Below are 18866 nucleotides of genomic sequence, written 5' to 3'. Positions count from 1 at the left end.
ACGGAATACAAACTGCTCACAAGCATGTGATATCATGTATTCAAAGGTATCGTATGACATGTATTTATCACAGTTTATTTGCCGCACATGCAAACCCGCACTAGTTCATAGTCATGGCACATTATTGTGCCTGACCAAATAACGTTTTGCATACCGCAAAACATGTGAGTAATGGACCAACCAATGATGCAGCCCGCACCGATCTCTTTTGAGAAATGGACCCAATGCGGTAAATATTTTGAGTGGCGCAACCATCACGTTTTTTATCAACGTGGCGGTGAAGGGGAGCCGCTTCTGATGCTGCATGGATTTCCAACAGCATCATGGGACTGGTGCTGGATTGCGGGCGCATTCCTTAAACGCTTTCACATGATATTACCTGACTTGCTTGATTATGGCATGTCATTGAATGCGCAGAAGAAACCATGCTCGATTATGGATCAGGCTGACATGCTTGAAGCGTTGATGCAACATCGGGGCGTTAGCGCAACACATATCATTGCGCACGATGTTGGCGACACAGTTGTTCAGGAATTACTCGCCCGTCATAACGAAAGCAATCTATCATTCAAGATACTCAGCGTTGTTCTATTGAATGGTGGCATGATTCCTGACTTGCACCGGCCACGACCAGTACAAACATTGTTGGCAGGGCCGCTTGGACCTTTGTTTTCGCGTATAACACCTGCAAAAAAGATGCTTGCTGGCTTTGCCGAGGTTTTTGGTAAAAACACACGACCAACAGGTGCATTTCTAGACGAATTCTGGCCTGCGATTATTGGCGCTAACGGTCGCGGCGCTATGGCGCGCCGCATCCGTTACATGGCAGAGCGCCGCGAACATGCTGTGCGCTGGGTTAGCGCCTTGAAAGACGCCAAACTACCAATGATGCTTATCAATGGATTAGCTGACCCCGTATCCGGTGCCCATGCCGCAGACGGGTTTGCTAAACTGGTGCCTAAAGCAAAGCTGGCACGCTTACCGGAAATTGGCCACTACCCACAAGTAGAAGCTCCGGAAACGGTCATTGAGTTTGTAAATAAATTTCACGACTGCATCGTTGAGAAACAAGCAGCCGCCGAAAGTTAATTACACAGAAAAATATACAGATAATTCAGGTTTTTTCATAAGCAGGTGCTGGCAAAAGTAAAAGCCATGAACCTTATTCCTGCGTATCTTCTCCAATCCAGGAATCTCGAAATCGTTGCTGTTGATCGCTAACTTTTCTGTCCAAGCTCTCAAACGTCACCAGCTCTATGGCTGGGTCTTGGATAAAGGTTAAATCAGCCGTTTTGACCTGCCCTCTTTGCAGATACGTAACCTTCACCGTCATACCTGGCTTGTAACGTGCAACAGCCTTTTTCAAGTCATCCTGATTTTCAATCAAACGATTACCAAGTTTGATCAGCTTGTCACCACGTTCGAGGCCCGCATCATAGAAAGGTGTGCCAACAACCGTATTATTCCTGATTTTAGCTTCATCATCCAAGCGCCCCGGTGTGACGTACGCCTCTCCTTCATTTTTAAGCCGCAGCACTACACCAGCTTGTTCGAAAAGAGGGGCAAAATCTGGCAGACTAGAACCTTTGACACTCTCATTAAAAAAGGTCTCGGCAAACGATTGATCGCCAGTCACATCAACAACCGCGCCAATCAAGGCGTCAGGCGCATAAGGCACCTCAGATTTGCCATTGGTTTTCCAAAGCTGACGCATAACATCATCTAAGGTTTTCCCCTCAAATCGGCTTCTAATTTCAAGATCAAGCGCGAGGCCGATTATGGCTCCATAAGGATAGTACGATGTGAAAATATTACGATTATTTGTTGGATCAATTGAGGTCGCGGCATCAACGAAAGCAGCACGCAAACTCATTTCCTGTGGGCTTGCATACTGCCGCCCAGCAGAGTTAACAATCCAACTTAACTGGCGTGACAAGTCCGAGATATATTCACTGACAGTTGCCTCACCAGCACGCCTGATTGTTAACGGGCCGTAATATGAGGTAAAGCCCTCTGCCAACCAAAGGCTGGGCGTTGGGTTTGTTGTTTCAAAGTTAAACGGCTCCAACTCGTGTGGGCGTAGTCGTTCGACATTCCATGCATGAATGAACTCGTGTGACAGCGTACCAAGCTGGCTAAATTTAGCGTCATGCAATGCTCTTGAATTTGTTAGAATTGTTGAATTCCTGTGCTCCATACCATCGCCGTTAACATACGACAAATAGTCAGCAATAAATGTATAGGTGCCATAGTCAAAATTAGGCACATCGCCAAAAAGCTTGATCTGCTCTGCAACCACCGCTTTGGCCTTCTCAAGGTAAGTATCTACATCTTCTCGCGTACCATCATGGTGCACAGCAAGGCGCATGGTATACATTGTGCCATCGCCGTCCTCCACTTGCCATTCACGCAAATCAAAGTCGCTCAATTCGGTCGGGCTATCCATAAAATACTGAAGATTTGGTGCTTCAAAAACATACGGATTGTTGGTTGGACGCAATTGTGTTGCCACTTTCCACGATGTGTCCACAGGATTAAAGCGAACGTCAATGGCTTGGTTTTCCAAACCTTTTGCCCACATAAACGTTGCAGGCATATTGAGATGGGCGTGTGTCAGATCAATCTGCGAATACGTACCGTCCGCCCTATCACCATATAGCGTATAGGTTAGCTTAACAGTGCCACCATTATGGCCAGAAATATGCCAGCTATATGGATCGCTCCGTTTGATTGTGAGCGGATTGCCTTCATCATCTTCTGCTTTGACTGCATAAACATTTTTCGCAAACTCGTGGATTGCATACCGCCCAGGGCTGGACCGAGACATTCTAACTTCTAATGGGTCATTGCCAATTGCTTGCCCTAAATCACGATAAGTAACAGTTATTTCGGCTTCATGGTGGGCTGCGTTGTCGAATGAAATTTCGTAGGAAACGGGCGCGTTACTGCTTTCGTTTTGCGCTATTGAAGCGCAAGAAATAGCAACAGCGCCGACTGCGACCCCTGAGAGCACTCTTGTTAGCCAATGGCTCATACCGTGTACACATGTACCAACATTATTTTTTATCATCATACCCTCGCCTGTGCTTTGTCAGTTTGTGAAGACGTTAGAGAAGGACATCAACCAAGTCCAGAAAGGATTCAAGCTAATAAAAGTGGCTCCAATATACCAATTCCTGAACCTTCACATCCGCTTTTCCAAACAAGTTCCGCGTTGGGGTCATTGAAAAACCAACCACAGCCAACCATTAATCGCACACGGTGAACCTGTAAGCGCAAGCCCACTTGTCAACAACAAGAATGCATCGTTAAAACGCAATATTACCATGCATAGTGGTTCAGCCTGGGGGAGCAACATGTCAACAAACAAGCCACTCTTAAGAATTGGTGCCATATGCTCGGTACTGTCAGCCTTAACAACAACTATCTTGATATATGGCCCAGACGCTTCGAATGCGCCGGATTTTGACGCTGTACAACAACTTCACCAAAACAGCATGCACCTATATAAAAAGTGGATTTTGTTTTTTCATCCTCAATTTGCCTTTATCGCCGCACTTGCAGCCGCAACGATTTTACTCAAACGGTCACCTGCACTGGTTGGTATTGGTATTTTTTATTTAGCTGTATGGGCAATGACAGAAATGAGCCAGCAGGCTTATCTAATAGACGCACTCAATCAAATGTGGCGCCCTGCATATTTGGCATCAACGGGTGCTGACAAGGAGTTGTGGCGCACTATGATCATGGGCCTGCGCGGCCTTAGTGATAGCCAATACTTCGTTTTACTTTTTGGATTCGGCACCGGTTCAATCTTGATGGGTATTGCTTTCCTATCTGAGAAGCCAATAGAACGCACGATAGGTTTAGTGACACTGTCAATCGGCATTGCAAGCCTACTTGCTTTTGCTAGCTATTATGCAGGCCTTACTGCTGTTTCTCCGCTCATAGGCTTCTGGTACACTTGGCTATACGGCCCTATACAGATAGGCTTGCGATTGCTAACTGGCTTGTGGCTATTGCAGCAAGTAAATGCGTACCAATCAGAAACAACAAACAATTCTTTATAGTTCAGCACTATTAGTATAAATCCAAGTCTCCCCGCTAAAAGTGTGAGAGGCAATGGTGAGTAACGATTCAGCAATATCAAAAACACAAGCAGTTATTGCTTGCGCACTTATCATAGCTGGCACAGTCCTCGGACTTGCTGGCATTGATCTGGTATTGCCCGCTGTGCCGTCCTTGCCTGCAATTTTTGATACTGACACGGCAACTGCGCAGCTTGTACTCGCACTTTATGTGGCAGGCAGCTCGCTTGGTTTACTTGTTTTTGGCAGTTTGGCTGCCCACATTGGACGGCGGCGCTTGTTTATTGGTTCGCTTGCAACGTTTGCCGCATTGTCAGCGCTAGCAACATATGCAGACAGCATTGAAATGTTGATCATTGTCAGGCTGTTTCAAGGTGCTGCAGCAAGTGGGGCAGCCGTTCTGGCGCCAGGCTTGATCCGCAGTCTATTTTCCGAGCTTGGTAGCATCAGGGCTATTGCTGCAATGGGTAGTATCGAGTCTTTAACACCAGGGTTAGCGCCTATTTTAGGTGCTTGGCTTTTCAGTGCATATGACTGGACAGCATCCTTCTGGATAACAGCTATCTTGTGCGCCGTTTTATGCAGTATGATGTTGTTGCGCCCCAAAATGCTACCCAGCATTGGCACTAAAACTACTGACACCAAAGGAAGCTACAGCGCCCTTTTTAAAAATAGCACATATCTAAGATATGCACTTAGTCACGGCTTTGTCCTCGGCGGTCTGCTTGTGTTCGTTTTCACAGTGCCTGCCGTTATCGTGCAGACAATGGGTGGTACAATTGACGACTTTATTCTGATGCAGATTGTCGGCGTATCATCTTTCATCATTGTTTCTAATTTTGCTGGTCATTTTGTTAAATGGTTTGGTGTAGAACGCGTGATTATGGCGGGCACGGTAATTGCCGTTCTCGGCAGTATCGGTTTGTTGACATACGCACTTATCGGCAGGAATGATCCAACCGATTTGAAACTATTATTCTGGCTGTTAAATGTAGGGTTAGGCATTCGAGGTGGCCCAGGTTTCGTGCGCGCATTAACCGCAGCGGGCGGTGACGACGATCGCGGATCTGCGCTAATTATCCTGTTTATTACGCTAACGACAGCGCTCGGAACTGCCGCTATTGCACCGTTCATCCCGCACGGCCTTATTGCTCTTACAATTGCCATTATTCTAATGGAATTATTTGCACTCGCCCTGATGGTTTTTATTGCTCCCATCAAGGTGACTGACCACAATCAACTGCCCACTTAAAGGTAACCTTATGGCTCGTATCGCTTATGTTAATGGCTCATATGTTTCAACAGCCAATGCATATGTGCACATCAATGATCGTGGTTATCAATTTGCTGATGGCGTTTATGAAGGTATCTCAATCAGGTACAATAAGTTGATTGACCTGGAAGCACATCTTGATCGCTTGTGGCGCTCGATGGATGAACTCGCAATTATCTCGCCTATGGGCCGCCGCCCAATGGCAATTATCTTCAATGAAGTAATGCGCCGAAATCGTATTCGAGATGGTTTCATTTATGTTCAGGTTACGCGCGGCGTTGCAACGCGTGACCATGGTTTTCCAGATTATGCCAAACCGGCACTTATTGTAACATGCCGCCGCCTTAACTTCGATGCTGTTAGGCAAAGAGCGGCGTCCGGCGTTGCTGCTTCAACGCAGCCTGATATTCGATGGGGGCGATGTGATATTAAAAGCACTGCGCTTTTGCCCAACATTCTTGCCAAACAAGCTGCACGTGAAGAAGGTGCATTTGAAGCTGTGCTTGTCGACAAAGAAGGCTTTGTCACAGAGGGTAGCAGCACCAACATGTGGATTGTAAAAGCCGGGCACTTGATCACGCGTTCCACTAGCGACAATATCCTTTCAGGCATCACTCTTGCCCGTATCAAGGAAATCGCTTCAGAACTAGACATTACAATTGAAGAACGCGCTTTTTCAGTAACAGAGGCAAAAGAGGCTGATGAAATGTTTTTCACCAGTTCAACCAACTGCACTATGCCAATCGTTAAGCTTGACGACAAAAAAATAAGCGACGGCACCCCCGGCCCCGTCGCCAAACGCCTTTTAGACGCTTACTTTGATTATACTGATAACTAGGAACGGATCAGTCAGCTGCAACCTTATTGCCAATGCCATATAACTTGGCCAAAAGCACACCGATCAATGCACCAACGACAAGATGGATGATGATAGAAACACCAAGCGGTGCGGTTGACATTTTCATTCCGAAATAGAATGTCATATCAGTTGCGGCAAGATAACCACCAATAAGCGCGCCAAATTTTGCACCTTTCATTACATCCGTGCTACCCACAGCCATGTTGAACAAAGCCACGACAACACAGGTTTGAAGCAAGTGGCCCGCATATGCATACATCGCCATCGGATCATCCTGCGGTCGCATCATGTCTGCGTTCGCCATAAACAAATCACCAAACACAAACATTGTAAGAACAATATACAACACAGCATATGCGATATAAGCCACAATCACGCTTAGAATATATTTACCAATAGACATATCTCTCTCCCCTCATTTGATTGATATCTAATCAGAAGCCATCTATTTCCTCAGGCTCCTCTCCTTTTGTCGTTTGTGCATTGTCTCTTTTGACATGCACAACGCGGGTTGGATAAGGGAATTCGATATCGTGCTCATGGAACTTATCCCATATGCCAACCATCACTTCGCTTGCGATGTTGGAAACGCCGTTTTGCGGGTCATCGATCCACATACGTAGTTCCAAATCAACACCACTTTCGCCGAACTCCTTCACCAAAGTACGAGGCTCTGGTACTTTCAGAACGCGGTCACTATCTCCAGCAGCTTCGTTCATCAATTCCATCGCTTGGCGAATGTCAGTGGTATAAGCAACCTGCACTGGTATCCTGCGGCGCACCAAACGGTTTGAGTGCGACCAGTTAACCACAGGCTGAGTGATCATGTCTTCGTTGGGGATTAGAAATTCAGTACCGTCACGCGTAATGACAGAGGTATAACGTGCGGCCAATCTGTTTATAGTGCCATATGTACCAGCGGTTTCGATTACATCACCGGGCTTAATAGAGCGGTCTACCAGAAGAATAATGCCGGATATAAAGTTACCAACCACTTTCTGCAGACCAAACCCGATACCAACACCAAGCGCACCACCAAATACCGCAAGAGCTGTCAGGTCGATACCTGTAGCATTCAATGAAATAAGGAATGCGATAGACACCAGCATGATTTTGCCGATTTTACTGAGCAGTTCGCGGATGCTTGGCGGCATACTGGTGACAGATTTAATGCGGCGCTCCAGCAAACCCGATGTCGCGAATGCCAACCACATCAAAAATGCAAAACTCACGATGCCCGTAAGGATATCAAGCACACTGATTTCAACCTCACCAAGAGGTAATGTGGCATCTCCTAACACGGTACTGATCGGGTCAAGTAAACCCATAATATTTAAAGCAGCAAAGGTCCATGCAGCGACCGCAATCATGCGGGCAAGTTCACGGTTTGCGATCATACCTACCGCAAGGCGAATGACGAGCCATGCGGTTAACAAACTGGCTGTAATATTCAGTAGATATGTCGCCATCACCGGCTCAAGTAAAAGCCTAGCCGCAAAAATAAGAATGATGGAGATAGACGCAGTAAGTGCCGGCAGCAGGAAGCGCCGGTCTGCTTTTTGTACGAGCGGATGGTCACCAACCACACGCAAAATACTTTGGTGCAACCATTTACAGGCAATATTGGAGGCTAGTATCGCAACAGCAATAACAGCTAGCTCAACAAGGCGCTCTGGCTCAAGAAAGTTAGTTTGAAACCATGTCCAGATTTCAATCATATAACTTTCAATTTTTAGTATCAGTCCTTCATCCATAGAAGAATACTAACGCCGTTGTTTGAAAAAGTCTCTAAGCAACTGCGCAGCTTCAACTTCCAGGATACCACCATATACTTCCGGTTTGTGGTGGGTGGTTGGTTGCTCAAAGATTCGTGCACCAACAGTCACGCCGCCACCCTTTGGGTCTTCAGCACCAAAGTAAACGCGGTTGATACGCGCAAAAGCAATTGCCTGTGCACACATGGCGCAAGGTTCAAGCGTCACATAGATATCACAGCCGTCCAGCCGTTCAGAGTCCATGATGTCTGCCGCTTTGCGAATCGCAATTATTTCCGCATGCCCAGTGGGGTCTTTCGGGCCAATTACATTGTTGCCGGCAGCAGATATAATGCGGCCACGTGCGTTCACGACAACAGCGCCTATAGGAACTTCACCGCGGGCTGAGGCCAAGCGGGCTTCTTCAAGCGCTGCACGCATAAATGGGAAATCGTCAATCATCTTGGCAGCTTTCTTTATATCGGCGCACGCGCCAAGCTTCCTGTTGCTATTCACTTGTTTCCCGAGCAGCGCACGCTTATGGTGCGCGACATGACAGATACTATAAAAAATTCAGAAGATAAAGCTTCAGATACTGATAACCCAGAAACAGTAGACGCTGATAGCATTGACAAAGGTGAGCGTATAGCCAAAGCACTGGCTCGCGCTGGTATTGCCTCGCGCCGGGAAATTGAGCGTATGATTGCAGATGGCCGTATATCTGTTGATGGCAAAACACTGGAAAGCCCTGCTTTTCTAGTGAAAAGCCTACAAGGTATCCGCGTTGACGGTGAAGTTGTTGCTCGTGCTGCTGAAACACGTGTCTGGAAATTGCACAAAGTCAAAGGCACGCTGACAACGCATAATGACCCTGAAGGGCGCCCAACCGTTTTCGACAAATTGCCAAGTCACATGGGGCGCGTGATCTCTGTTGGGCGACTCGATATGAACACTGAAGGTCTTTTGTTGTTAACAAATGACGGTGCACTGGCGCGCTGGATGGAACTTCCCGCCAATGCCCTTGTTCGCAGATACAGGGTTCGTGTGTATGGCCGCGTTAATCCCGCAAGCCTAGACCGACTAAAAAACGGCATCACGATCGACGGCATTCATTACGGCGAGGTTGATGCGCAACTTGAAACTGTAAAGCGCAGTAAACAGGAAGACGGTGAAGCATCTCTTTCTTCCGCCAATACATGGCTTAATGTTGCAATTCGTGAAGGAAAAAACCGCGAAGTCAGAAAGGTGATGGAACATCTTGGACTAACAGTTAATCGCCTTATTCGCACTCATTACGGGCCATTTTCACTTGGCACACTACAAACAGGCATGTCTGCACAAATAAACAATAAGCAATTACGTGACGCCATGAGTGACTTTTTTGAAAGCGCCTCAGGCAGCATAGCTGCGCCATCAACAAAACAAGATTCGTCAAAGTGGGCAAAAGCTAAAAAGCCTGCAGGCAACAAGCCCGGGGCCAGCCGTCGCAAAAAAGGGTTTAGCGGTAATACAGAAGCTAAAAATTCCACGCGCAGTGAAACAAAAAGTGCACGCGGTCGTTCAGGTACGCTGTCAGTTAAACACCAAAGCCCTTCGGCCCAAAGGCGCTCAAAATCAAACCCACGCAAGCCATGACACGTATCATTGCAGGCAAACACCGTGGACGCCGCCTTCAGGTTCCAACCGGCAATAACGTACGTCCAACGACAGACCGCATGCGGGAACGTTTGTTTTCAATGCTATCCCATACCCGGTATCCTGACATAGACGGCGCGATTGTCGCTGATATTTTTGCAGGCACAGGCGCATTGGGACTTGAAGCACTTTCCCGCGGTGCGGAACATGTAACTTTTGTTGAAAACGCGCGGGCATCGCTTGATTGCCTGAACACTAATATTAAGACACTCGGTGTTTCTGCGAACGCAGACATCCGGCGAGACAGCGCAATGCAAATTGGGCTAACGGCCTCGCCGTGCAATATTATATTTATGGACCCGCCATACCGTCAAAACCTTGTGGAGCCAACCCTTAATAGGCTTGCATCAAACGACTGGATAGCAGACGACAATGTGATTGTTTGCGAAATAGCGAGCGATGACCCGAAACCTGATGTTGCTGGTTTCGAGATACTGGATGAACGCACACAAGGACAGCAGTGCATGCTCTTTATGCGTTACACTTCGCCTTAATGCGGCAAAAATAACTTGGGCTTTCACTTCTACTACGGCATGTTAATTCATCTAATTTAGGTGGTGTTGAGAAGGTACGCTTGTATGCGTGAGTTGGAACTGAGATTAGCACTCGTTTGTTTTGGCGGCGCATCGCTGGCTGTTTACATGAACGGTGTCTCTCACGAAATCTTAAAACTGGTTCGTGCGTCCAAAGTGTTTCACGGACTTAACGCATCCGATAAAGCAAACCCTGCCTCATGTTATGCCAACGCTGCACCTGACCGTATTTATGACTGCGATACTGAACATCATTATTTTGACCTATTGAAAGCCATTGGAGAAACCGTTGATTTACGTGTCATTGTTGATGTCGTTTCCGGCGCTTCTGCTGGTGGCATCAACGGTATCTTCCTTGCCCGCGCTCTTGCTTATGATCTCGATTTTTCACCGCTCCGGAAAATGTGGTTAGAACTGGGCGACATTGAAGAACTTATGGAGCAAGAAACACTTGCTGATAAATGGTCGAAACTCTATATGCATCCTCTGATTTGGGCACTTGGTGACCGCATCTGGCAAGGTGAAGAACCCACCGCAGAAGCAAAGCGCAAGCTTTCTCGCTTTTTGCGATCCCGGTGGTTTCAACCACCGTTTTCCGGTGAGCGTATGCTGGAATGGATGTTGGATGCAAACCGCAACATGGGTGTAGCAAACCCAAAACACAGCCTTATGCCCGTTGGCCACCAGCTTGATCTTTTTGTCAGCCTTACAAACTTTTACGGTGAACAACACACCGTCACTCTGCACGACCCTAAAAGCATATCGGAGCAACAACACAAGGTCAGCTTAACCTTTAGTCACCGCAGACCATCTATAGACGTTGCGCATTCCGATTTCGGCGACGGTAATATACCTGGCCTTGGCTTTGCGGCACGCGCAACCTCAAGCTTCCCGGGTGCCTTTCCTCCTGTACGCCTCAATGATCTAAAAGATTATTTGAAGCAAACCAATACTACATGGCCATTTGAACAAACTTTCCATGACAAGAATTTTGCTAATTTGGATAGTAACAACGATGACGTAAATGATATGTGCTTCATTGATGGCGGTGTTACAAATAACAAACCTTTTGCAGACGCCATTGAAACAATTCAGGACCGTGCAGCTCACCGCGAGGTTGATCGGCGTATCGTTTTTGTTGACCCCCGCCCTGATGAAACCGCAACAGAGACGCCCACTGAAGATACTATTGAACAGAAACCCTTACCGGGATTTTTCAAGACGATACTATCCGCATTAGCAGATATTCCTCGCAATGAACCTATTCTTGAAGACCTGAAAGCTATTGAAGCACAAAACAAAGAAACGCGGCGGTTTGAAGCGGTTATGAAACGAGTAGACCGCGATGTTACAGCTCTCGTAGACAAGATCATCGTTATCGAAAGAGGCCGTGAGATATCAACCGCCATGCTTTCCAGTTGGCGTGAACGGGCACACGAAGAGGCGCATGCGCAAGCTGGCTTTGGCTATGGTAGCTACATTGAAGCCAAGGGCGTTCAAGTTATGCAAAGCTTATGTGATTGCATCATACTAGCCCGCAAAAACACCTCGAATGATGAAGGCAAAACGTCCGTCTATGGTGTTTTAACCGGCTGGGCCGCATCGCAACAATATTTTGGCGGCCACGATCCCGGCGATAGAAATGCAATTCCATTTTTCAGGCAGTTTGATGTGGATTACCGCGTTCGCCGTTTACGCTTTCTGATTAAACAAATTAACCTTCAAGCGAAGCTAAACCGTAATACCGAGATCAGTCCTATACTGAAAGATATCAAAGCACGTGTATATAAAAGTATCGCGCTGTATCGTGCGCGGTGGCAACCAGTTTTCTACAAAGACATCACATGGGACGCCCCAATCGAAGACCTGATGAACAACATAAGTCGTGAAATGGGTCTTGAAGATATTGATTATGTTGAAGATGAAGCGCTTGCAAAATCAATCAGCAGCATCGGAGATAAAGAAATTCAGGTAGCTTTGTTCCGCGCATATGTCGGATTTGCGTTTTATGATGTGCTAACCTTGCCCATGACTGCGAAGAACGATTTACACGAACTGGATGAAGTGCGGGTGGACCGTATCAGCCCGCTTGACTTCACGGACACTACAGGCCAATCACAAGGCAATGCATTGATGGGTACACAGCTATTTAACTTTGGTGCCTTCTTTAGCCGCAAAGCGCGTGAGAACGATTATATCTGGGGGCGCGTTCATGCAGCAAACCGCCTTGTTGATTTTGTATTAGATGCTGCAGGCCCTGATGCTGTACTTGGCAAAATAGATGTTGCCGACATCCGTAAAAAGCTGGTGGCTTCTATCATTGAGACAGAAGCCAACCATACACACCACAGTGAAGAACTGCTTGAACGACTAAGAAACGATTTTAAACTTTAGTTCCCGAGCCCACCGAACAGGCAATATTTCATCTCCATATATTCATCGATACCGTAGCGCGAGCCTTCGCGGCCAACGCCAGATTCTTTGATGCCACCAAAGGGCGCGACTTCTGTTGATAAAATACCTTCGTTAATACCCACCATACCGTACTCGAGCGCTTCAGCCACACGCCAAACACGACCAAGGTCGCGCGCATAAAAGTATGCCGCCAATCCGTATGGTGTGTCATTAGCCTGTGCAACAACATCATCTTCGGAAGTGAAGCGGAAAACTGTAGCAACAGGGCCAAAGATTTCAGCGCGCGCTATGTCCATATCCGGCGTAATATCAGCCAATAGTGTTGGTGCATAAAAATTACCCCCACGCGCATCAGGTGTACCACCAAGAACCGTTCGTGCACCATCTGTCACGGCAGATTTAACAAGCGCATTTACTTTCTCGACCGCTGCAGCATTAATCAGTGGGCCAACATCTGTACCATTTTCACTACCATCACCAACACGCAGCGATGCGACACGCTCAGCAAAACGGGTGATAAAAGCATCATAAATCCCATCTTGAATATAGAAACGATTAGCACATACGCATGTTTGGCCCGCATTTCGATATTTAGAAATCAAAGCACCTTCAACTGCTGCATCAAGGTCAGCGTCATCAAACACAATAAACGGCGCATTACCACCCAGTTCCATACTCACTTTTTTAACTGTATCCGCTGACTGTCTCATCAGAATTTTGCCCACAGCAGTAGAGCCCGTGAAGGAAATTTTCTTGATCAGAGGGTGGGTTGTTAGCACTTCACCAACTTCACGTGGACTCGAGGTCGTAACAATGCGAAAGACATCATCCGGAATACCTGCACGGCGCGCCAGCTCCTCAATTGCCAAAGCAGAAAGCGGGGTTGCTTCGGCAGGCTTCACGATCATGGGGCACCCAGCAGCAAGCGCTGGAGCCACTTTGCGTGTAATCATTGCCACAGGGAAATTCCAAGGTGTAATAGCCGCCACAACGCCAATAGGCTGCTTCATAACGACAATACGCGACGCTGGATTATGCGTTGGGATAACGTCGCCGTAGGCACGCTTGCCTTCTTCAGCAAACCATTCAACAAATGAGGCACCGTAAGCGACCTCTCCGCGGGCTTCCGCCAGGGGTTTACCACATTCCGCAGTGATGATTTGTGCCAATTCTTCCTGATTTTCAAGAATAAGATCATTCCAGCGTTTCAAAACTGCCGCACGATCTTTGCCTGTACGTTTGGACCATGCAGGCAACGATGCTTGCGCCTTCTTTACAATGGCTTCCACATCACCCGCGCTATATTCCCGTATAGTCATAACCGCGGCACCAGTGGCCGGGTTTTGGACAGTAATGCTACCAGCAGAGTTTTCGTATGCTGAAAGAAGACTGAATGCCATAGTGATACTCCTAAAACTGTATGACCCGACAGGCCGGATTAATTGGACGAAAGAATACGCATCCGGGCGCTCATTCGCAACTACTGTCATGGTATCTTTGTCAATATCGAGCCGAATAATTCCTATAGTTTATGAAGGCCATGTTCACAAACTATTCATAACACCTGCATCATAATTACCTTATGTTTCAAAAATGGCTTCGTACCACGCACGGTCAAAACATATGTTCGGCTTTGACACGACACATATCCGCGCTACTTGCTATGCTAGGGAGAGTATATAATGCGATTATTTAAATTTATTTTTGCCGGTGCACTGGCGTTGAGCATTGCAACTGTTTCGGTAAATGCATTTGCGACAGAGATCACATCTGCAGCGGACGCGGGACTATCTGAAAAGAAACTGACGTCTTTAACGTCACACATTCAAGGGTACATTAACAGCGGGCGCCTTATCGGCGCGACAACGCTTGTTGCCCGTGGTGGTAAAATTGCCCACTTGGAAACCTACGGTCATATCGATAAAGCTGCTGGCAGCGAGATGACCGAAGACGCAATTTTCCGCATCCACTCCATGACCAAGCCAATAACAACAGCGGCATTAATGATGTTGTGGGAAGAAGGGAAGTTTGACCTGAATGACCCTGTTTCCAAGTATATCCCATCTTTTAAAAATCAACGCGTTTTCTCAGGCGTTAACGAAGACGAATCCCTTAAGACTGTTCCTGTTGAGCGCGATGCGACAATTCTTGATTTGATGCGTCACACATCCGGCCTTACTTACGGCGTTTTTGGTAACACACCGGTAGATCAGGCATACCTGAAAGCAGGTGTGCTGGATCCAAACGCAACTCTCGAGGAATTGGTAGACAGGTTAGCTAACGTACCGTTGCTTTATCAACCAGGTGACGCATGGGTTTATTCATTGTCTGTTGATGTGCAAGGCCGCCTAATCGAAGTGTTATCAGGCCAGTCTCTACCTGCCTTTTTCGAGGAACGCATTTTCAAACCACTAAACATGGTTGATACAGGATTTGTCGTACGCCCTGATCAGGTTGACCGTTTTGTCGAGCTTTATGCGCCAGATGAAAAAGAGAAGAAAATGGCACCGTATCGCGGGCCTTTCTATTCTGACCTTACGGTAATGCCTAAGTCGCCTTCAGGTGGTGGTGGGCTGGTTTCTACCACGCTTGATTATTTCAAATTTGCACAAATGATTGCAAATGGCGGCGTTTATGAAGGAACACGCTTTCTGAAAGAAGATACTGTAGAGATGATGCGCCGTGATCACTTGCCCGACAACCTGAATGGTATTGCCAATGGCACACAAGGCCTTGGTTTCGGTCTTGGTTTCGGCGTTGTTATCGACACATCGAAAGTAAACGGCAAAAGTGAACTCGGTGAATACCATTGGGGCGGCCTTGCCAACACGATTTTCTGGATTGACCCGACCAATGATGTTGTGGCGATTTTCATGACTAATATTTTACCATCTGGCATCTACCCACTGCGTAAAGAGTTGCGGGACAATATCTATAACGCAGTAGGTGCTGATTAATATAATCGTGCTATAGAGAACTCAAAAGGCGTGTCATCGACACGCCTTTTTCTTAATTCGACAAGTTAAAACTAAAGCTGTAGCGCACGCCCGCCACGGGTTGTGCAACACCATCGATCACCTTGGGTTTATATTTGAACTTACGCGCTGCTTTAATCGCTTCTCGCTCAAAGTACCCTTTTGGCGCTGCCTCAACAACAATGACGCTATCTTCTGCAACAGTTCCGTCAGCAGCAACGGTTAGTTCAACGACAACATACCCTTCTATACCGCGTTCAGCAGCGCGTGTTGGATAAGCCGGGCTAACACGCACAATGGGTATTAACTCACCATCGGACGATAGCCCATCAAAGAAATCCAGGTCAGGTTTATATTCTCCACCACGTCGCGGTGGGGCTATAGCAAAGATATCGTCTGGGCCGTCAGAATTAATATCGGGAACGTCAGGATCAACGATTGGCTCTACCTCGGGAGGTTTAACCAGTTCACGATCAATTGGCTTGGGAGAAATCGGCGTCTCCACTTGTACATAATCAATGAAGCGATGCGGCGATGTTTCGTTGAGGTTTAACTCTTCATTTGAACCGACCAATGCATCCATAGCTAAAAACAAAGCAAACGTAACACCTAAGGCAAGCGGTCCAGCAGCGTACAATCTATGTGTCTTCATCGCTCATCTCCGTTTTGTTATATAGTAACAATATCAGGAATGATCGATCATTAAAAGTTATATTATAACAAAATAGGGATTTGAATCACATGTACTACCTCACGCTCAGATGTAAGTAGCCGTCGCATGTATTGATATGAGGCTCTGAGTTAAAATAGGTTCAATCATCGAATGATATTGTTGATCTGCGTTTGCGTGCATTTGCCGAGGTTATGTATTTTTCCATACAACGTGTGTCCAACAAAATACACTGCACCCTCAGGTACAACTGTTCCTTGCGGGATTTCCCATTGCATGACATTCCCTACTTCACTGGCAGGCATAGCCACTACATGGCCCGTGTCACGAAACCCCATACAGTCTCCGCCGAGGTCTCCGTTGCCCTTATCATCTGCAACACCGGGAGCGCCCACTTCAAGTCCCCAATGAACCATGTAGGTCGTGATGCCTTCATCAGCTTCGTTAACACGGTTGCCTTTTGCATCAACGGCAGGCTTCATCGTCAGCGTACCGCCAATCGTGTCCTTCATATCCGTATCGACAAAAACAATAGAACCATAGGCTGGACCGTAATGAGGGGCTTCAGGTGCAGGGTACACACCTGCTTTAATAGGTGTTTTATTCAGCTTGATTTTCTCTGCTGCTGTCATGGTATTCAAACGTTCAGCTGCGCTCTTGGCTTTTGCAGCTGTATTCTGATCTTGCGCAGACGCAGATAAGTGTGCTGCAACAATTGATGTAGCAATCGCTATCGCAAAAAACTTCATGATAATTCCCCTATATGTTCATAATAGAGGTAGCGCGATGTTCCAGCGTTACAAACATAGTGCTATGTGTGCTGAAAAGGCTTAGCCAACAGACGTAAAATAAGAGCGCCAGCTGTCAAGGTACCTCCCCAGACAACAACAAGTATACCAAACCCAATCAACGCCCTCAAAGGTATGCTAATTATCCAAAACGATGGGGGAGTCAATGTCGCTACAAAACTATCCAGCCATAGCAATATCAAAGCAGAGATATACAAAAGCGGTGCGGTGAGGAAATAATCACGCCATCTGAAAAAGCCATTGGTAATTTCGCGGCGCATCATCACAAGAACACCAAGTGCAAGTATAACTGCAATATATACGGCTAAAATCATGAGAACAGCTTATCAACAGCCCAATTATCATTCAAAAGAAAAAGGCACCAACAATGTTGATGCCTTTATGATCATTTCAAAAGTGCGTAAACACATCTTTATCAATTATTTTTAGCGACCAGTTAAAAGCTGCTCCCGCTGCTCTTCAGCCGTCAGATATTTACGCCAGTTTGCAACTGCACGACGCTCACTATCTTCTTTTGCCAAACGACTGGCGCGACGGAAAGCATCTTTAGCTTCTTTAAACCGTTTAAGTTCGGTAAGAGCTTGACCTTTCATCATCACACCAGAAAGCAGTTTCTTGGCAACTAGCTTTTGATCACTGTCTTTATCAGATTCATATGCTTCACTCATATTATCGAAAGACTTAACTGCATCATCATACCGGTCAAGCTGCATCTGCACCTGTCCGATTTGAAGCCAAAGGTTGCCGTCACTTTCTTCGCGCGCCGCAATAGAGAGCGGTGCAAGTGCTTTCTGGAATTCAGTTGCCTGAAGATAGCACTCACCAAGCAAGCGTTGGTTTTCAGCATTATTCTCAACCAGCTCTTCCTTCAAAGCGCGGTCAATAACCCATGCACATTTGATCGGAGCCGAACGCGCACGCTGAATCTGAGCAACGTTCACAATCTGCAAAGGTTTCTCATCAAGGAAGCCTTGCTTGTAAGCCGCTTCCGTCAACGAATAGGACGTTTGCTCTTCATCTAATGTTTGGTAAACGCCTGCAAGCTGTGTCCAGTAAGTTGGGTTTGGCCAACGGATCAGCAAAATTTCAAGTACATCACGCACTTTGGTGAATTGTTCTAGTTCCCAGTGCGCAGATAGCGCCAAGTTATACCAGTTTTCCTTCACCTCAACAGTATCGAGAGATTCTGCCTGCGCAATCGCTTTATAGATGTAGTCGATTACTTTTGGAAAATCAGCTTTCTGATAATGCAAAGTCGCAATGAATGAAAGTTGACTGACACCAATGAGAGATGGGTCTACTGCATTTTCCCAATCAGTGATGTACTTAACAGCCTTATCATAGTCTTCGATACTGAAGTACAACTGACCAAGACCATACGTTACGGCCATTTCCTGAGCGACAGGAATAGATTCGCGGAAAGTCAGAATTTTTTCGTACGCATCGATAGTCGCAGGCGTGTCTTCTTCCTCGAATGCTATCATTGCATTCATTTGCCAAACAACCGCACGCTCATACTCATTGATTTTGCGAGCAGTCAGTGTTTTGGCAAGGATTTCTTTAGCCGTTGCTAAATCACTTATATCAATTGCTTCTTGCGCTTTTTGCACTTTTTTGTGCACATCCAGGCTCATAGCAGGCACCTTACGCGTTTTTTGCGTATTTTTAGGTGCGTCCTGAGCCGCAGCACTGCTTGACAAAGGTGAACCTTCTGGAACCGGTGTCACTGCAATAATTGCAGCGGCAGCTAGTGCCATGGGTATGGATTTGAACTTGTTAAACATGATCATACCTT

At 46.7% G+C, this 18866-nt stretch carries 17 protein-coding genes; 8 read left to right on the top strand and 9 right to left on the bottom strand.

The features are described from left to right. The first annotated feature begins 183 nt into the window (after positions 1–183). The gene (locus OEU88_RS06145) at positions 184–1089 is read left to right on the top strand and encodes an alpha/beta fold hydrolase (protein ID WP_262694252.1); all 906 of its coding nucleotides are present in this window, start codon (positions 184–186) and stop codon (positions 1087–1089) included. Positions 1090–1162: 73 nt separating this feature from the next. Here OEU88_RS06145 and OEU88_RS06140 read toward each other — a convergent pair whose 3' ends face one another. Next, the gene (locus OEU88_RS06140) at positions 1163–3073 is read right to left on the bottom strand and encodes a M61 family metallopeptidase (protein WP_262694251.1); all 1911 of its coding nucleotides are present in this window, start codon (positions 3071–3073) and stop codon (positions 1163–1165) included. A 283-nt stretch (positions 3074–3356) separates the two neighbouring features. Here OEU88_RS06140 and OEU88_RS06135 point away from each other — a divergent pair, with 283 nt between their 5' ends. From OEU88_RS06135 to OEU88_RS06125, 3 genes are read left to right on the top strand one after another with little or no spacing between them, the layout of a single operon-like run. Next, a complete protein-coding gene (locus OEU88_RS06135) occupies positions 3357–4070 on the top strand; it encodes a hypothetical protein (protein WP_262694250.1) in 714 nt (237 codons plus the stop codon). A 55-nt stretch (positions 4071–4125) separates the two neighbouring features. Beyond that, positions 4126–5340: an MFS transporter gene (locus OEU88_RS06130; RefSeq protein WP_262694249.1), complete on the top strand. Its 1215-nt coding sequence runs from the start codon at positions 4126–4128 to the stop codon at positions 5338–5340. A 10-nt stretch (positions 5341–5350) separates the two neighbouring features. Continuing rightward, positions 5351–6199 carry a D-amino-acid transaminase gene (locus OEU88_RS06125; RefSeq protein WP_262694248.1) on the top strand — a complete coding sequence of 283 codons (849 nt, stop codon included), beginning with the start codon at positions 5351–5353 and terminating at the stop codon, positions 6197–6199. Positions 6200–6206: 7 nt separating this feature from the next. Here OEU88_RS06125 and OEU88_RS06120 read toward each other — a convergent pair whose 3' ends face one another. The 3 genes from OEU88_RS06120 to OEU88_RS06110 are packed head-to-tail and all read right to left on the bottom strand — an operon-like array spanning position 6207 to position 8436. Further along, positions 6207–6623 (bottom strand): hypothetical protein, encoded by a 417-nt coding sequence (locus OEU88_RS06120; protein WP_262694247.1) that lies wholly within the window; start codon positions 6621–6623, stop codon positions 6207–6209. Positions 6624–6654: 31 nt separating this feature from the next. After that, a complete protein-coding gene (locus OEU88_RS06115; RefSeq protein ID WP_262694246.1) occupies positions 6655–7974 on the bottom strand; it encodes a mechanosensitive ion channel family protein in 1320 nt (439 codons plus the stop codon). Positions 7975–7983: 9 nt separating this feature from the next. Beyond that, positions 7984–8436: a nucleoside deaminase gene (locus tag OEU88_RS06110; RefSeq protein WP_262694245.1), complete on the bottom strand. Its 453-nt coding sequence runs from the start codon at positions 8434–8436 to the stop codon at positions 7984–7986. 90 nt (positions 8437–8526) lie between these two features. Between OEU88_RS06110 and OEU88_RS06105 the strand changes: the two genes are divergently transcribed. The 3 genes from OEU88_RS06105 (at position 8527) to OEU88_RS06095 (ending at position 12596) form a co-directional block, all read left to right on the top strand. Further along, positions 8527–9609, top strand: a complete 1083-nt coding sequence (locus tag OEU88_RS06105) for a pseudouridine synthase (protein WP_262694244.1) — start codon at positions 8527–8529, stop codon at positions 9607–9609. Beyond that, positions 9606–10163, top strand: a complete 558-nt coding sequence (gene rsmD, locus OEU88_RS06100; protein ID WP_262694243.1) for a 16S rRNA (guanine(966)-N(2))-methyltransferase RsmD — start codon at positions 9606–9608, stop codon at positions 10161–10163. The genes OEU88_RS06105 and rsmD overlap by 4 nt, the downstream gene beginning before the upstream one ends. An 84-nt stretch (positions 10164–10247) precedes the next feature. Continuing rightward, a complete protein-coding gene (locus tag OEU88_RS06095) occupies positions 10248–12596 on the top strand; it encodes a patatin-like protein (RefSeq protein ID WP_262694242.1) in 2349 nt (782 codons plus the stop codon). On the opposite strand, the gene OEU88_RS06090 is transcribed toward OEU88_RS06095, so the two are convergent. After that, positions 12593–14017, bottom strand: a complete 1425-nt coding sequence (locus tag OEU88_RS06090) for an NAD-dependent succinate-semialdehyde dehydrogenase (protein ID WP_262694241.1) — start codon at positions 14015–14017, stop codon at positions 12593–12595. The two genes, OEU88_RS06095 and OEU88_RS06090, sit on opposite strands and share 4 nt — an antisense overlap. Positions 14018–14299: 282 nt before the next feature. Here OEU88_RS06090 and OEU88_RS06085 point away from each other — a divergent pair, with 282 nt between their 5' ends. Beyond that, positions 14300–15574, top strand: coding sequence for a serine hydrolase domain-containing protein (locus tag OEU88_RS06085; RefSeq protein WP_262694240.1), 1275 nt, complete (start codon positions 14300–14302; stop codon positions 15572–15574). Between the two features lie 52 nt (positions 15575–15626). Here the strand turns inward: OEU88_RS06085 and OEU88_RS06080 are convergent, their stop codons facing one another. From OEU88_RS06080 to OEU88_RS06065, 4 genes are all read right to left on the bottom strand, one after another. Continuing rightward, on the bottom strand, positions 15627–16244 hold the full coding sequence (locus OEU88_RS06080) for an energy transducer TonB (RefSeq protein WP_262694239.1): 618 nt from the start codon (positions 16242–16244) through the stop codon (positions 15627–15629). A 164-nt stretch (positions 16245–16408) separates the two neighbouring features. Continuing rightward, positions 16409–17011 (bottom strand): hypothetical protein, encoded by a 603-nt coding sequence (locus tag OEU88_RS06075; RefSeq protein WP_262694238.1) that lies wholly within the window; start codon positions 17009–17011, stop codon positions 16409–16411. Positions 17012–17073: 62 nt separating this feature from the next. Beyond that, positions 17074–17385 carry a hypothetical protein gene (locus OEU88_RS06070; RefSeq protein WP_262694237.1) on the bottom strand — a complete coding sequence of 104 codons (312 nt, stop codon included), beginning with the start codon at positions 17383–17385 and terminating at the stop codon, positions 17074–17076. Between the two features lie 111 nt (positions 17386–17496). Further along, positions 17497–18855, bottom strand: coding sequence for a tetratricopeptide repeat protein (locus OEU88_RS06065; RefSeq protein ID WP_262694236.1), 1359 nt, complete (start codon positions 18853–18855; stop codon positions 17497–17499). Between the last annotated feature and the right edge of the window lie 11 nt (positions 18856–18866).

The organism is Kordiimonas aquimaris, assembly GCF_025574485.1.
In the GTDB taxonomy this organism is placed as follows: domain Bacteria; phylum Pseudomonadota; class Alphaproteobacteria; order Sphingomonadales; family Kordiimonadaceae; genus Kordiimonas; species Kordiimonas aquimaris.
The sequence above is the reverse complement of the archived record's forward strand: the minus strand, read 5'-3'. Positions and strand labels throughout refer to the sequence as shown.

What these genes read in the sequence shown, in the direction of transcription:
- OEU88_RS06145 (WP_262694252.1), top strand. Translation starts at nt 184, where the DNA reads ATGATGCAGCCCGCACCGATCTCTTTTGAGAAATGGACCCAATGCGGT.
- OEU88_RS06140 (WP_262694251.1), bottom strand. Translation starts at nt 3,073, where the DNA reads ATGATGATAAAAAATAATGTTGGTACATGTGTACACGGTATGAGCCAT.
- OEU88_RS06135 (WP_262694250.1), top strand. Translation starts at nt 3,357, where the DNA reads ATGTCAACAAACAAGCCACTCTTAAGAATTGGTGCCATATGCTCGGTA.
- OEU88_RS06125 (WP_262694248.1), top strand. Translation starts at nt 5,351, where the DNA reads ATGGCTCGTATCGCTTATGTTAATGGCTCATATGTTTCAACAGCCAAT.
- OEU88_RS06120 (WP_262694247.1), bottom strand. Translation starts at nt 6,623, where the DNA reads ATGTCTATTGGTAAATATATTCTAAGCGTGATTGTGGCTTATATCGCA.
- OEU88_RS06115 (WP_262694246.1), bottom strand. Translation starts at nt 7,974, where the DNA reads ATGGATGAAGGACTGATACTAAAAATTGAAAGTTATATGATTGAAATC.
- OEU88_RS06110 (WP_262694245.1), bottom strand. Translation starts at nt 8,436, where the DNA reads ATGATTGACGATTTCCCATTTATGCGTGCAGCGCTTGAAGAAGCCCGC.
- OEU88_RS06105 (WP_262694244.1), top strand. Translation starts at nt 8,527, where the DNA reads ATGACAGATACTATAAAAAATTCAGAAGATAAAGCTTCAGATACTGAT.
- rsmD (WP_262694243.1), top strand. Translation starts at nt 9,606, where the DNA reads ATGACACGTATCATTGCAGGCAAACACCGTGGACGCCGCCTTCAGGTT.
- OEU88_RS06095 (WP_262694242.1), top strand. Translation starts at nt 10,248, where the DNA reads ATGCGTGAGTTGGAACTGAGATTAGCACTCGTTTGTTTTGGCGGCGCA.
- OEU88_RS06090 (WP_262694241.1), bottom strand. Translation starts at nt 14,017, where the DNA reads ATGGCATTCAGTCTTCTTTCAGCATACGAAAACTCTGCTGGTAGCATT.
- OEU88_RS06085 (WP_262694240.1), top strand. Translation starts at nt 14,300, where the DNA reads ATGCGATTATTTAAATTTATTTTTGCCGGTGCACTGGCGTTGAGCATT.
- OEU88_RS06080 (WP_262694239.1), bottom strand. Translation starts at nt 16,244, where the DNA reads ATGAAGACACATAGATTGTACGCTGCTGGACCGCTTGCCTTAGGTGTT.
- OEU88_RS06075 (WP_262694238.1), bottom strand. Translation starts at nt 17,011, where the DNA reads ATGAAGTTTTTTGCGATAGCGATTGCTACATCAATTGTTGCAGCACAC.
- OEU88_RS06070 (WP_262694237.1), bottom strand. Translation starts at nt 17,385, where the DNA reads ATGATTTTAGCCGTATATATTGCAGTTATACTTGCACTTGGTGTTCTT.
- OEU88_RS06065 (WP_262694236.1), bottom strand. Translation starts at nt 18,855, where the DNA reads ATGTTTAACAAGTTCAAATCCATACCCATGGCACTAGCTGCCGCTGCA.